Source organism: Marinomonas sp. GJ51-14, from assembly GCF_055808695.1.
The window spans coordinates 555457-570030 of sequence record NZ_CM147879.1; the positions used below are offsets into that span (position 1 = coordinate 555457).

Genomic DNA, 14574 nt, shown 5'->3' on the forward strand with positions numbered 1-14574 from the left:
ATATAGATCTAATTACCACTTTTATTAAGTTTTTCGTTTGAACGTAAGATAGAAAAAATTAAGCCTATTACTCAACAGTCGAGTAATAGGCTATAAATATACTTTTTATATTCTTATTTAACGATCATAGATGATATTAAAGTTAATGTTTCACCATTTCACTCGCTCTTGGATAGAGTTCGATCTTTTATCACCTTCAATACCATAGCTACGAGCAACAACATTAACTTTGAGAACATCTCCTATTATTTCTCTGATTTGTCTAATAGCTTCTTCCGATGCAACAACTAACCATCCATTGGAGCATATATCGTCCCTTTTAGGAGGTATGCGGGCGATAGGGCCATCTTTCCAATAAATGCTTTCAACCATGATATCGCCATTCTCATCAACCCAGCGAAACAAACCACTTTGAGAGAATGTCCATCCTAGAAAAAAAGCAATCTTTGGATTTAAAGCTAACCACGCTACACCACCGTAACTAACATGGGCTCCTGAACCATAAATGACCAAGGAAGGTTCATCCGTATTATCAATATAGGGATAATCTTCTGCCGACCAATATCTGATACTTGGAAACAGTGCGGAAGGATACTCAATCTCTGTGTCAGTATTCAATTCTGGATGACAAATAGTAGACATTCGAATCTCTGTTGGTACCTTCCAATCTAGCCAACTCCATTTTGTCAGCTCGCCTACAACCTCTTTCCCTGCTTCAATACTATCAACAAGCAATAAATCCGTTCGTCCAATATCATAGATCCACTCATGATTACGAGCCATATCTAACTCACTCACTTTTGGAATCATGATATATTCTGGACAAATTGAAGGCTTAAGTGAAAGAAGAAGACCATCACTCGTTTTTAATATCATATTAAGAAGGCCGACTCCTTGATAAGGTAGTCGCCCAGCATCTAGTAATTCACATACAACATGTGAGAAAGCTAGCTTAGCTACATGCGGTCGTAACCGATTATAAGTTAACTTAAGATCGATTCCTTCCATCCATTCCCTGTAGCTTTCTTCTGATTCCTTATTCCACTCGGTCTCAGGCACTAATGTTTTCATTAGTTGCGAAGCCCTATAAACTATATTTTCAAATGGTATACCAGACATATCTGACAAGAGCTCCATTTCCAACTGCAAAGGTCTCAGAAGTTCTATAGGGTCATCACAATCTGGTAGTGTCTCACCAGCCCGTAAAGCTGACATAGGAGCAGCTTCTTCTCTATTCCTTATTTTTGGTACTTCTAACTCATACACCAGTAATAATTTTGAACGGTTATCTGGCGGATGTGATTCTTGGATTGATAATTCATCTGCCAATTTCAATGCCATCATTCGAATACAAAAGTCTTCCGATGCACATAGTGAAGATATTTCAGTCTCAAACTGAATAACAAAATCCTCATAGTTTTCTACAAGACTTAATAGCAAAGAAATTACTTTTATTTGTGTAAACCCAAACTCATTTAATCTAATAAGAATTTCTGTATAAATTCTCGGCCAATTGCTCTGTGTGTGTGCGAACTCTAAAATAGACTGGTGAGCCATATGAGCCAACTCTGGTATATGCTCATCAAGCATTTCGAATGCAAATTGGATGAGAAAACTGGAATCTGATAATGTCTCTGTTTGATCAGGTAATTCTGGGTACTGCTCGTAAGTAATATTAAAATCATCTAACCGATATACATGATCAGTTATTTCTTTCCAAATAGGCAATACATCTGCATCTTCAAAAAGGATATTAACTATTTCTTCTAGATTCCAAATTAAATTACTGGGATACCTAAATTCACTTATATAGTCATCAACTAAACAAGCCAGTGCTGTAGGCCGCCACTGTTTACCATCTATCTCGACTAAAGCTGTAAATATTGACTGCTTTGAACCTCCATCCCAATGTAAATCCCACCCTTTAGCTTCTGATCTACCAATCATAGCTTCAAATAAACTATTTGCTTTGGTTGTTTCTCCTCTTTTAGAAAGTTCACAAGCAATTAGAGAAGTGACATTATTATCTGGATTAAAAGGCTTTAGTAGGGTTTGAAGCTCCTCCAATTGAGATAAGTCCATGTCTTTTAAAAATGGTTGAACCAAATTTTCCCATCGACAATAGTCAACAGATTCCACCATAGAAAGTAGATCAAATAAGTGTGTTACTGAAGATATTCTTAGTTGCGATTCGTCTTCTGTAATTTTCTCTCCAGTCTTTAATGTCAGCTTAGGGTCGCTAGTGGCAGGCTTTTCTCGTGATGTAGAGATAGCAAAATCGGCATACTGTGCGTTATCTCGTCCAGCTTCCCTTGTGGCAAGGGCAATACCTTCAAGCCATTCATATCTATTGGAAGGAAGAAGGTGCGTTCTGATAGTTGTAATTAATTTTTCTATCTGCTCTTCTGAGTTGTCATCATTAGAATTGTAAATTTGCGCTGTAAGCTGCTTAGCCAAACTCGAGGGATTGTATTCTTCAAAAGGAAGCAATAACGTGCGAGCTATTATAGATATATCTATAACAGGAGGCTCTGGACGGTTGAGCATTCCAGTGAGGAATCCAGTTAAACCAGAAGCGTAGTGTAGTCCTTTATGCTTAAAGAGCCACTTGAGCAGCTTTAAACCATGTTGAATATCCCAACGTGTAGCAATAGCTATAAGATCTCTTCCTGCTTCCTGAGTCCCGCGTCCATTACCAGACTGTTCCAAGCTTATTAATGCAAAAGAAAAACGACGAATTTCATCAAAGGCTAAATCAGGGTGTTGTTCAACCAACTTGTCCAACCACGATACCCAATGAGAAAACTGTCTATCTTTTCTATGGTATATGCCAAAAGACTCTTTGAAAATTCTAGGCACTAAACTTGATGACCTATCAAATTCACTAATTTTTGACCAAATTATTGAAAGCTCATAGTATTCGGTTATTTTTGAATGTATATCATCGAACATGGGGACTTCTTGCTCAACCTCTTCTAAAACACTAACTAACTCATCTCGGCTACCGCCTTCGTCATACAAAGCAAAAGCAATTTCTCGTCTCCATGCAGTAGGCCAATATCGTTTACTCCAGTCGTTTCTAAAAGCGTCAGAAAGAGCCAACACACATTTGTCCCCATGCTGTGATGTGGCCTTAATAGTAAATTTAAAAAAGTCTACTGCCGCAGTTTCAAACTCATACCACCCAGACCAACTTTTCGTTTGGTTATATGGCTTTCGAAACAGTTCAAATAGTGGTTTTATTTCATTAACGATGAAATTCGGATCTAACACCTCTCCAGTCCAACTTTTTCCCCAAATACTAGAGAACCTGACTAATCCACGTTCAAATAAAACGACTCCGGTATGCTTTGGGTTACCACTATTTGGAATTAGGTCTATTGGATCAAGGTTCTTGCCTAATGCTGCCAACAGTCTATTAAGTCGAATCCTATACTCAAAAGGACTTAAATTGCTCCATTGTTGATGAGCACTCTTGTATAATTGTGGTTGCTCTACTTCTTTGAGCCACTTTTCACTTTCCTTTATATTTCCATTAGTTTTGTAATTCAACTCCGCAATTATTAACTTATCTATAGTGTCTAAGGCATCCTTTTCAGACCACTCTATAACAACTTGAAATGCACTACTCTTTAGAGACAATGGAAATTGATAAATACCTATTGAAAAACATAAATATAAGTAGTGATCAAATAGCTTCTCTTCCCTTGATAAGAAAAAGAAAAGATCTTCAATTTTTGATTCTATTTTCGTCTCATAAATACTATTAATCAGTTTATTTATTAATCGGTAATGTAATTCTTCACTATCTCTCTCTTCATGTTCATCATTTTCATATCTAGTTTGCAATATCGTCGATATCACAGTATCTAAGGAGATAAAATTATGAGCGACATCTATCCAATTTTCTAATTCTGTATCACCATCATTATGATAATTAACTTCATCACTACCCGATAAATAACCTAATGGCTCAGCTGCATCAAAAATTATTTTCGCTTCGCTTAAAAAACCATTTACAGTAAGAAGTTTGGAAAAAACGAGCGCATTATGGTCACTTACCAATAAAGACTCACCATCGAAAATATACCTGAAAGCTGAATCAACGCCTTCAGAATGGAATAAAAGTTTAAGCATATCTATTTGGCTAAGGGCATCATTTCTTTCTTTAAGTTCGGATTCAATTAAAATACATCTAATTACCGCGAGAGGGTCATTTACCTCCTTAGCCGACAATAGAACACAATCAATATCATCAGTTATATTTGAGAGGTTTCGTAAGTCTGTAAATTGTTCTCTGAAATATTTTTGTTGTCCTACTTCAATAACACTTTCAAATTTTTCCGCTTTGAAAAGGTGGAAAATCACTTCTGCATGCATTGGATCAGAAGCAGGCAACGCCTGACAATAATCAGCTAATTTTTTATGGTAATCTATATTTTTAGATTCATCTAAATCCCCAAACAAGTTACGACTAGTTTTATCTAGAATAAATTGTCTGAAACTATTATGAAAAAAACGCCAGTTACCATCAGTATCTTTTTTAAAATAGTGAGCAGCACTAAATATAAATTGACGTATTATTGAATCATCAGCCCACTTAGCAAGAGCTTTAGTGTTTATTGGTACTCGCACTCTAGATAACAAAGCAAGTAGCTCAGCAAGGTCATGGTTAGCCTCCATTTGAGGCCAATAGATCGAATAGTTTTGTTCAATGTGCCCTTCATATGCTGGAAAATAATTAATCAACTCATCTGAAGATTTTTCGGGGTTCCCAACAATAAACTGCAAAAAATAAATCAAATATAGTGGATGACCTAACGACTTTTCGAAAATTTCTTTCTTATTATAATCCGTTAAATTTGGGCAATCTGGCCATTCTTCAATGATTGCATAGACGTTCGATTTAGTTAAAGAAGAAATATAGATAGCACCATTTTCTCGCTTAATATGATCTTTGATTGCAGGAGAAAGGTCATTTAATTCAAGTGTCTGCGTTCCTAAAATAAATATCACACCATCAGGTATAGTGTTAGGCAGGGGTAAATCTGACAATAAACTATGTTGAGGGTTCTGTTCACGTTGAATATGATCTAATCCGTCCACCATAATAATGGTAGTTACGTCATCACTTTTCCACTTATCATGAGCTTGCTGAAATTGTTCCCCTAGCAAAGACAGGTATTCCTCTCTTGATTCAGGTTGTCCCGAACTTTCTCCACGGAAACCATGATTTCTCAGTGATAACGTAATGTCATGAAGAAATGTATTAGCTTCTCCACGCCCTTGATATGTACTATCAGGCACATACGCGTAATACCTAATTAGCTTATAGCCAGCTTTATATTTTAAAGTGTGAGTAAGAGTTGTCGACTTTCCTGACCCTGGGCCTCCAAGCAGAGCAATATAACCCTTCTTTTTTTGAGATAGAGCATTAGATATAGCATCAACAGTCGCTTCATTTTTTTTATATGTCCGATCAATAGGAAACTCATGGACAAATTTATGTTGAAATTTATGACTCCATAACAATTTATCTAACATTGCATCTTTAGACATTTCAATAATACGTTGTTCGCCTCCAGCCATTTTTGTCAAGAGGTTATATATTTTTTCAATATCGCTTTGTCTTCTTGCTTGCCCTTTATTTGTAATAGGGATTTCACTAGGTCGTTTATAATTAAACTCAAGTTCACAAGAATAAATAAAGCTTAAAAAATCATCATCATTGAGTTTCGATTTGCTCTTTAGATCTAACAATGTACCTTTCCAACACTCGGGGGCTACATCGAGACTGGATTGACACCATGACCTATCAAACCAACAATCTTTTAGAAAGGATTGGAAGTGAGCATGCTGGGGTTTAATTTCCCCAATAGGGATTTCAGCTGTAGTGTTTGAGCTAGGAACTAGTTTGTGAAGTAGATGAACTTTTACCAGTCTTTGTTTATGGCTTTCGGTAAGATGTAACCATCCTTCAGTAAGCTGTCCATAAAGGCTAGACTTCTTAATTCCAGCTTTAGTTTTGCTATCTCGTACAAAATCGCTATAGCTAATCGAGGTAGTATATTCGGCCCACTTTACTTGATAGGCATCAAGCCTACCCGTAGTCGCTATCAATATATCATCCACACTTCCAGCCTCTGGATCTGCGACTCGAAACCACTCTAAACTTCCATTGAGTAATGCTTCATAAATTAAACCTGCCGCTATTTCATACTGTGGTACATAGCCTAACATCGCTGTGCGTTCACCATCTCCAGAATTCGTACGCTTTGTCATCTAGGCATTCCTTTGATTATTTGACCTACTAGAATAGTTTTATCACAGTGTTGCCAGAAGAGTAAGATAAGATATTTAAGTCATTCACTCACATGCTCATCAATGAAATGTAACAAAATGGTGAACTTAAGGAACTTTTTACGAATAAACACATTAGATGAATATCTAAAAATTAATCTTTTCAACTAAATTTTCAGCTTTCAAATGAGTGTAGTTACGCAGCATTCTCAGGTCTTTGTGACCCGTTATAGAGCTCACTTCCATGATATCTAACCCCTTCTCAAAAAAGCGTGAGGTCGCTTCATGGCGAAGGTCATGAAACCATAAGTCTTTGATACTGGCTTGGTCACAGACACGACGAAATGCTTTAGTTATTGAGTCTGCTTGTATATCAAAGACGCGACCATTGAGATTTCTCGGCAGCCTTAACAAGACGTTTAGAGCTGCATTTGAAAGTGGAATTTCTCTGTCTTCACCGTTTTTTGTGTCGATCAGAAAAGCTGTAGATTTTTTAAGATCTATATTTTCCCAACGCAAGCGTTGAATTTCTCCACGTCTTGCACCAGTCTCAAGAGCAAGCTTTATAATTGATTCAATAAATCCACCGTACCTACGAGCGTTTTCTAAAAGCACAGTTTCTTCGTCATTAATAAGCCTACGATTTCTTGAACTTCCTTTCGGCGGCAGCTTCACTGAATCTACAGGATTTCCTCGCGGTAAATGTATATCCCATTCAGTAATCGCTAATTTTAAGATACGTCCCAGTAATGAAATATCCTTTCGTACTGTATCGCCTTTTACGTACTCAAGTCGCTCGTCTCTGAACTCTCTTACCATGGCTGGTGTTAGCGCAATTAAGAAAAGATGACCGAATTCTACATTTAAACGTTTAATTCTGGAGTTATGATCAGCAATCGATTTTTTCTTCGGCACTTCTTCATCCAAGTATCGCTCAAAAATGCTATTTAGTGTTGTTGTCTCTGCTACAGATAAGGAAACATAGCTCCCTTTATCCATCTCAGACTCAACTTCTCTAGCCCAGCGTTGAGCGGCTGCCTTGGTGGGAAATGTTTTTGAAACCGTTGAAAAGCCCTTCTTTCTGACTTTAGCTTGCCACTGCTTATCGTTTCTTTTTGTTATTGTCGCCATAACTAAAATTCCTCTTTCATAGCTAAGAGAAGAAGCTCTAAATGCACAACCCCTCTTAGACATATCTTGTCTTGAGGTAAGCATGAAGAAATTAGGAAATGGAATCGATGAACCGTTTTTAGACAAAACAGTTCATTTTTTTGAAAGACGAAATTTAGACGCATGAAAGAGCCCTCATAAAAAGTTTTTTAGGAGGTGTCCCAATTTTGTCCCATGAAGAAAAAACGTGTTGTATAGATCCAAAGAAAAATGAAGCTTATTTTCTTATGAAACCAGTAAATACAAGGATTACAGAGTTAGTGATCATTATCAAAATGGTACGCCCGAAAGGATTTGAACCTTCGACCTTCGCCTCCGGAGGGCGACGCTCTATCCAGCTGAGCTACGGGCGCATGACTGTGGCTAAATATATTGTAGTTCTATCAATGAACAACAAAGCCAAGTAAGAATTGAAGTGCGTATTCTAATGGAATACGCACAGGATTCCAGTGCTTAATGACAGAAAGAGTCAGATAACCAGTATTTTTATATCGGCTTGTGGCATTTACCTTGTTGATGAAGTCGAGGATAATTTGTTTTTGATTTTTTAAGCCTTTACTTCCATAAGGACTGTTTCGTTATGCGATTCCCACAAGTTAATGTCAGTCGAGTAGCTATTTATCTTTTTGCTTTTTGCTTTATAGGCTTAAGTAATTTGGCTTTCGCAGAACGTTCAGGCGATAAAATTTTTAATACCTACTGTATTACTTGCCACATGAGTGGTGTTGCTGGTGCACCGATATTTGGTAATAACGCTGATTGGCAACCACATATAGAGAAAGGAATGGCAACATTATTAACCAATGTGACGAATGGCATAAATGCTATGCCGCCAAAAGGCTTGTGCTTCGATTGTAGCGACAAAGAAATACAAAACACGATCCAATACATAATAGATAACAGCCAAGACTAACTCTCCTAGCTTTGTCTTTTATGAGATTATGCCTTATCCAAGCCGGAATTTAGTCATTTAGCATGGCTTTTAGGGCTGACAAAGACGCTTGCCCACGTTCTTTTTTAGCGACTTCACCTTCATCGGCACGACCTTCCCAAACAAGATCTTCTTCTGGTAGTTCATCTAGGAATCGACTTGGTAAACAATCGATTTCTTCACCGTATTGTCGGCGTTTTGCCGCCAAGGTGATGCATAAGGTTTTTTTAGCGCGGGTGATACCCACATAAGCAAGACGACGTTCTTCTTCGATATCATCGTTTTCTATGCTGTTACGATGAGGCAATAGTTCTTCTTCACAACCTATGAGGAAAACGTGTGGGTATTCCAAGCCTTTTGACGCATGAAGGGTCAGCAACTGGACCTTATCTTCGTCTTCCTCTTCTTCTTGACGTTCTAACATATCGATCAACAAGAGTTTACTGATCGCTTGATCCAATCCAGCAGTTTCGTCTTCTTCCCAAGCGGTTTCCATCATGCGTTGAATGGATTCCAGCAAGAAGCGCACGTTTTCAATACGACGTTCAGCAGCTTTGCTTGAAGAGCTTTGTTCTTGAATCCAGCCGTAATAATCCATGTCATGAATCATTTGTTCAATGACGGGAACGGGTGAAGCACCTTCAAGACGTTTGCGTAGAGTCGACATCCAACGCTCAAATTCCTGCAGGCTTTTAAGAGAACGCCCACTAATCTCATCTTCAATTTCTTTGTAACCCGACGCTTCAAACAAGCTGACACCATGCGCAGTCGCAAGGTTACCGACTTTTTCTAAAGTCGCAGGCCCAATTTCGCGCCTAGGCAAATTCACAACTCGTAAAAATGCATTATCATCCGCAGGGTTAACAAGGAGACGTAAATAACCCATGAGGTCTTTAATTTCAGCACGGGAGAAAAACGAGGTGCCACCATTCATTTTATAAGGCACGCGATAGGCTTGTAGTTTAATTTCCAGTAATCGCGCTTGATGGTTACCACGGTATAAGATCGCAAAATCACGATAAGGAATATCGTGTCGAAGGTGGCGAGATTGGATTTCAGCGGCGACACGCTCTGATTCTGAATCTTCATTTCGGGTTACCATGACTCGAATGGGATCGCCCACGCCAAGATCACTCCATAGCGCCTTGTCATAAACGTGAGGGTTATTGGCAATCAATGTGTTTGCGGCTTTCAAGATAGTTTTGGTCGAGCGATAGTTCTGCTCAAGCTTGACCAATTTAAGCGAAGGATAATCAACAGAGAGACGTTCTAAATTTTCAGGACGAGCACCTCGCCAAGCATAGATAGATTGGTCATCGTCACCTACCAAGGTGAAGCAACGACGATAGCCTGCCAGTAAACGAATCAATTCATATTGGCTACCGTTGGTATCTTGGCACTCATCCACCAACAAATAGCGGACTTTTTTCTGCCAGCGATCGCGCAGTTCTTCATCGGCCATTAATACACTAACAGGCAAGAGAATAAGATCGTCAAAATCAACCGCATTGTAGGCTCTCAAATAACGCTGATACTGAGCGTAAACTTGTGCCGCTAGGAGGTATTCCTCAGTGTCCGCATTAGTTATCGCTTCTTGCGGTGTCGTTAGGTCATTCTTCCAATTGGATACAGTATTTTGGCAATAAGCGGCTGAGTCCATTTGACCATTAAATTCTTTGTCTAAAATTTCTTTAATAAGGCTAAGAGAATCTTGTGAATCAAATAAGGTAAAACCTTCTTTAAGGCCAACTCGACGATATTCTTTGCGCAGAATTCGTAAGCCTAGATTATGGAAGGTGGAAATACTTAAACCTCGGCTTTCTTGTTTAGAAAGCATACCAACAACGCGCTCTTTCATTTCTCGCGCAGCTTTATTGGTAAAGGTTACCGCGATAATACTGCTGGCTTTAAAGCCACAAGTTTGAATTAAATAAGCGATTTTTGTCGTGATTACACTGGTTTTTCCTGAGCCTGCGCCTGCCAATACAAGCAAAGGTCCGTCAATCTGTTTAACGGCATCAAGCTGACGCTCGTTCAATGTTTTTAGACGATGAGATATGGAAGGTAAGGACTCACTCATGACAGCTTAGGCTCAGTGGACAATTAAAAAGGTAATTGAAAAATCGAGTCTAAGTGTAACCGACATTGAATCGACTAGGAAAGGTACGAATGTTCCTTCTAAAGATCAGAAGCAAAAAAGGGACGCCTCTTCAGGCATCCCTTTTGGTAACAACAAATTTTATTCGGTGGCTTATCATCTTTGCAAATGACTCTTCACCCGATTATTTGCCTATCGTTTTTAAAACGTCTTTATAACTCTTCTGGCATTTTTTTAGTAACTGGACGACGGCTCCAGTAACTTGCCAACAAAGAACCTGAAATGTTGTGCCAAACACTGAAAATAGTGCCCGGCAACGCCGCCGCTGGCGTAAAGAATTTCACTGCTAATGCCGCAGCCAATCCTGAGTTTTGCAAACCTACTTCAAAGGCAATAGTACGGCAAATTTTTGCGTCAAAGCCTAATAAGTAAGTTACCCAATAGCCTAGAACCAAACCAATTGAGTTATGAAGAATAACGGCAGCTGCAACGATTAAACCTACTTCAACCAATTTAGAAGAACTTAGCGCAACAACAATTGCAATGATCAACACAATCGCAAACATAGAGACATATGGAAAAATCGGCTCAGCTTTGCGAACAAACTTAGAAAAGAAAGTATTAATTACCACACCTGCTGCAACGGGTAACAGCACAATTTTAAACAAGCTAATCAACATACCAGCAACAGGTACATCGACACTTTTACCTATCATCAAAGACACAAGCAACGGTGTTAATAGTACGCCAAGCAAGGTTGAAATCGCCGTCATCGAAATAGACAAAGCCGTGTCGCCTTTCGCTAGGTAACACATGACGTTGGAAGAGGTACCACCTGCCACACTACCTACCAACAACATACCAACGGTTAATTCAGTATCAAAACCAAACATCATTGCCACACCAAAAGCAGCAATAGGCATCACCATAAATTGCAATAACACACCAACACCGACCGCTTTACTGCTTTTCAATACTTTCTTGAAATCGGCAGCACTTAATGTCAAACCCATTGCCAACATAATAATGGTCAGCAATGGAATGATCTGAGTTTTCAGACCGACAAATAAATCAGGTTGATAAAAAGCAAGTACAGAGAGCAATAGCGCCCAAACAGGAAAAAGCTGGATAACCATAATATAAAACTCCATTTATGCGTCTCGAATTTGGCACCAATCAGCCAAACCGAATACACATGTCTATTAATTATTATTAGTCCATTACAGGTTACTGACGATGGTTTTAGGCAAACAACCGCATGAGAAAAGAGATCTCAAACATAAGCTATAAAATGGGAACAAGATTGTAACGAAATGAAAAGGGTTAAAATAGTTTTTATCTAATTTATAAGAATTATGTTGCTCTAAAATGAAACGATTAAAGCAACTCCCCATTCATTAGAGGAGTGATTTGCTGTGTGCTGTGGCAATTCGTCGTCGTTTGTACCTGAAACTTTCCAGTATTTATAAAAAGGTTCGATAATAATGGCTCCCCCATTAGCATTAAGAAAATGTTGGAAACTGATATAAAGCTGATAACCATGTCCGTTTATTTGACTTACTTTTACTTTTTCATAGCCATCATCATCTCCCAATCGAGTTGTATTTTTAACAACAATTAAACTGTCATATTCAAATCTCCAGCCAACAGACCAAGTCTTATGTAGACTCAAGGCTTGGTATTCAATACCAATTGGATTATAGAAATAGGTTTGTTTGCTCTTATAACCTTGAATAGACGTTGAAGAAATTCGTTGTCTAGAATCTGTGACTGAATGCCGTAACCCCAACCCTAAATAAGGTGTAAAACGATATAAGTCATTAAAATAAAAAGATCGGCCTATCATGCTTCTTAAATCATAAATTTCGTTTCCAACATTTTTTATTTTACCGGCACCATCATAATCTATGTCATTCGTCGCATAAGTAATATCAGTAAATAAGGCAGCACTATTATAGTAGGAAGCATATCGAGCAATAACCCCTGAAAGTTTTCCATCCATCGAAACATCACCCGACTCATTATAATCATAGGAAGAAAGGTAAGGTCCTAGCTTTAAATCGAATCCGCGATACTCATCAGCTATGACAGGAAAACTAAATACAATTAGAAAATAAAATATAAAATACTGTTTAATCACAAATAGCACCTCAACAAATCCTTTTGCACTTTTTATCACGAATATAAAAAGCTGCCTATGTCTACCAATTAACATAGTAGATTTTTTCTCTAAACCCTGGTGTAAAGTGGCAAAAACAGCATCACTAATTACACCACTCCATTGAGTAACCTAACCTTAAATGTGTAAGAAATAGTTATTCTAAGCAATATTGAACGATTGCTCAAAATAAATATTGAACAATCGTTCAAGTAAATCTATAGTGATCGCAACTTCAAGGAACAAAGGTTCCGATTGAGCAAATTTCAACTTAGATAAGTAGAGAGAATTTTTATGTCAAACTTCAAAATCCACACAATCGAATCAGCTCCAGCAGACAGCAAAGCAATCCTAGAAGGCGCGAAAGCTCAAATGGGAACTATCCCTAATCTTTTAGGTACAATGTCAGAATCACCAAGCACTCTTAAAGCTTATAACCTTCTAAATGAACAATTCACAAATTCTTCTTTTAACGCAGAAGAGTTAACAGTTGTATGGCAAACCATTAACGTTGAACATGACTGTCATTACTGTGTTCCAGCACACACAGCCATTGCTCACTCAATGAAAGTGAATGCGGCACTAACGGATGCTTTACGTAACGGTGAAGCAATGCCAACAGCGAAACTACAAGCGCTTCATGATTTCACATTGAGCATTGTTCGCAATCGTGGCAATGTTTCTGAAGATGATCTAAAAGCATTCTTCGCAGCTGGCTACGCACAACAGCAAGTTCTTGAAGTCATCCTTGGACTGTCTCAGAAAGTAATCAGCAACTACGTTAACCATGTTGCGAAAACACCTGTAGACACAATGTTTGAATCTTTCGCTTGGTCTAAGAAATAAGTTCTAAAAAATAAGCTCTAAGGAATAAGCTCTAAAACACACGAATAGAAATGCACGAAACAAGCTTGTCTCTTCTATTATTGAAGAGACAAGTTTTCGTTTATTAGCTTCATCAACTTTTTGATAAAACCTAATAATCTCACGCAACACCTTTAGGAGTGATGATAATGGAAAACCAATACACACCACCAAAGATCTGGACTCATGATGCTGACAGCGGCGGCAAATGGGCCAGCGTAAATCGCCCTACATCAGGTGCGACCCATGAAAAAAAATTGCCAGTTGGTGATCACGCTTTACAACTGTATTCGTTAGCAACACCAAATGGCCAGAAAATAACCATCATGCTGGAAGAGCTTTTAGCATTAGGAAAAGACGCAGAATACGATGCTTTTCTTATTAACATTGGTGAAGGTGATCAGTTTTCATCTGGTTTTGTAGAGATCAATCCGAACTCAAAAATTCCAGCACTTGTAGATAAAGCGAATGGCAGTGCGGAACCTATTTTTGAATCTGCTTCTATTCTGGTCTATCTTGCTGAAAAATTTGGTGCATTGTTGCCAGAAAGTGGCGTTAAACGCACACAAGTGATGAACTGGTTATTTTGGTTACACGGATCAGCGCCTTATTTAGGTGGCGGATTTGGGCATTTTTACGCTTATGCGCCAGAAAAATTTGAGTATCCAATCAATCGTTTTACAATGGAAACCAAACGCCAATTGGATGTTTTAGATAAGCAATTAGCCAAACATGAATTCCTTGCCGGAGACGAGTTTAGCATTGCCGACATTGCTACTTGGCCTTGGTATGGCAATCTGGTTCTGGGTAACGTCTACGATGCACAAGAGTTCCTTCAAGTGGAAGGTTACACACATGTTTTACGTTGGGCTAAGGCAATCGAAGCCCGTCCAGCGGTACAACGTGGTCGTATTGTTAATCGAAGCTGGGGCGAACCTTGGGAACAAGTTCCAAATCGTCACAGCGCGGCTGACATTGATAAAGTGTTAGCACTGAAACCAGAATAAAGCCTAATGATAATAGAAAAAGTGAAAAGCCAGTAACCTGACTGTT

Annotated in this window: 8 protein-coding genes and 1 tRNA gene; 3 read left to right on the top strand and 6 right to left on the bottom strand. The window is 38.5% G+C overall.

The genetic code is table 11. From position 1 onward, the window contains the following. Positions 1-150: 150 nt before the first annotated feature. From AC0L3Y_RS02720 to AC0L3Y_RS02730, 3 genes are all read right to left on the bottom strand, one after another. Positions 151-6282: a P-loop NTPase family protein gene (locus tag AC0L3Y_RS02720; RefSeq protein ID WP_473468448.1), complete on the bottom strand. Its 6132-nt coding sequence runs from the start codon at positions 6280-6282 to the stop codon at positions 151-153. Between the two features lie 165 nt (positions 6283-6447). After that, the gene (locus AC0L3Y_RS02725; protein ID WP_473468451.1) at positions 6448-7431 is read right to left on the bottom strand and encodes a tyrosine-type recombinase/integrase; all 984 of its coding nucleotides are present in this window, start codon (positions 7429-7431) and stop codon (positions 6448-6450) included. Positions 7432-7746: 315 nt separating this feature from the next. Continuing rightward, positions 7747-7823 (bottom strand) — tRNA-Arg (locus AC0L3Y_RS02730). Between the two features lie 227 nt (positions 7824-8050). Between AC0L3Y_RS02730 and AC0L3Y_RS02735 the strand changes: the two genes are divergently transcribed. Beyond that, complete coding sequence (locus AC0L3Y_RS02735; RefSeq protein WP_473468454.1) at positions 8051-8383, top strand: c-type cytochrome; 333 nt, start codon at positions 8051-8053, stop codon at positions 8381-8383. Positions 8384-8432: 49 nt separating this feature from the next. Here AC0L3Y_RS02735 and rep read toward each other — a convergent pair whose 3' ends face one another. From rep to AC0L3Y_RS02750, 3 genes are all read right to left on the bottom strand, one after another. Beyond that, complete coding sequence (gene rep / locus AC0L3Y_RS02740; protein ID WP_473468458.1) at positions 8433-10481, bottom strand: DNA helicase Rep; 2049 nt, start codon at positions 10479-10481, stop codon at positions 8433-8435. A gap of 230 nt (positions 10482-10711) precedes the next feature. Beyond that, on the bottom strand, positions 10712-11635 hold the full coding sequence (locus AC0L3Y_RS02745) for a bile acid:sodium symporter family protein (RefSeq protein ID WP_473468461.1): 924 nt from the start codon (positions 11633-11635) through the stop codon (positions 10712-10714). Between the two features lie 227 nt (positions 11636-11862). Then, positions 11863-12639 (bottom strand): hypothetical protein, encoded by a 777-nt coding sequence (locus AC0L3Y_RS02750; RefSeq protein ID WP_473468464.1) that lies wholly within the window; start codon positions 12637-12639, stop codon positions 11863-11865. A 312-nt stretch (positions 12640-12951) separates the two neighbouring features. On the opposite strand from AC0L3Y_RS02750, the gene AC0L3Y_RS02755 reads away from it, so the two are divergent. Both AC0L3Y_RS02755 and yghU read left to right on the top strand, forming a co-directional pair. After that, complete coding sequence (locus AC0L3Y_RS02755) at positions 12952-13503, top strand: carboxymuconolactone decarboxylase family protein (RefSeq protein ID WP_473468466.1); 552 nt, start codon at positions 12952-12954, stop codon at positions 13501-13503. A 167-nt stretch (positions 13504-13670) separates the two neighbouring features. Next, positions 13671-14528, top strand: coding sequence for a glutathione-dependent disulfide-bond oxidoreductase (yghU, locus tag AC0L3Y_RS02760; protein WP_473468470.1), 858 nt, complete (start codon positions 13671-13673; stop codon positions 14526-14528). The last annotated feature ends 46 nt before the right edge of the window (positions 14529-14574 follow it).

Bases quoted from the DNA above. Each gene is read 5' to 3' on its own strand.
- AC0L3Y_RS02725 (WP_473468451.1), bottom strand. From the start codon at position 7,431: ATGGCGACAATAACAAAAAGAAACGATAAGCAGTGGCAAGCTAAAGTC.
- AC0L3Y_RS02720 (WP_473468448.1), bottom strand. From the start codon at position 6,282: ATGACAAAGCGTACGAATTCTGGAGATGGTGAACGCACAGCGATGTTA.
- AC0L3Y_RS02745 (WP_473468461.1), bottom strand. From the start codon at position 11,635: ATGGTTATCCAGCTTTTTCCTGTTTGGGCGCTATTGCTCTCTGTACTT.
- yghU (WP_473468470.1), top strand. From the start codon at position 13,671: ATGGAAAACCAATACACACCACCAAAGATCTGGACTCATGATGCTGAC.
- AC0L3Y_RS02735 (WP_473468454.1), top strand. From the start codon at position 8,051: ATGCGATTCCCACAAGTTAATGTCAGTCGAGTAGCTATTTATCTTTTT.
- AC0L3Y_RS02755 (WP_473468466.1), top strand. From the start codon at position 12,952: ATGTCAAACTTCAAAATCCACACAATCGAATCAGCTCCAGCAGACAGC.
- rep (WP_473468458.1), bottom strand. From the start codon at position 10,481: ATGAGTGAGTCCTTACCTTCCATATCTCATCGTCTAAAAACATTGAAC.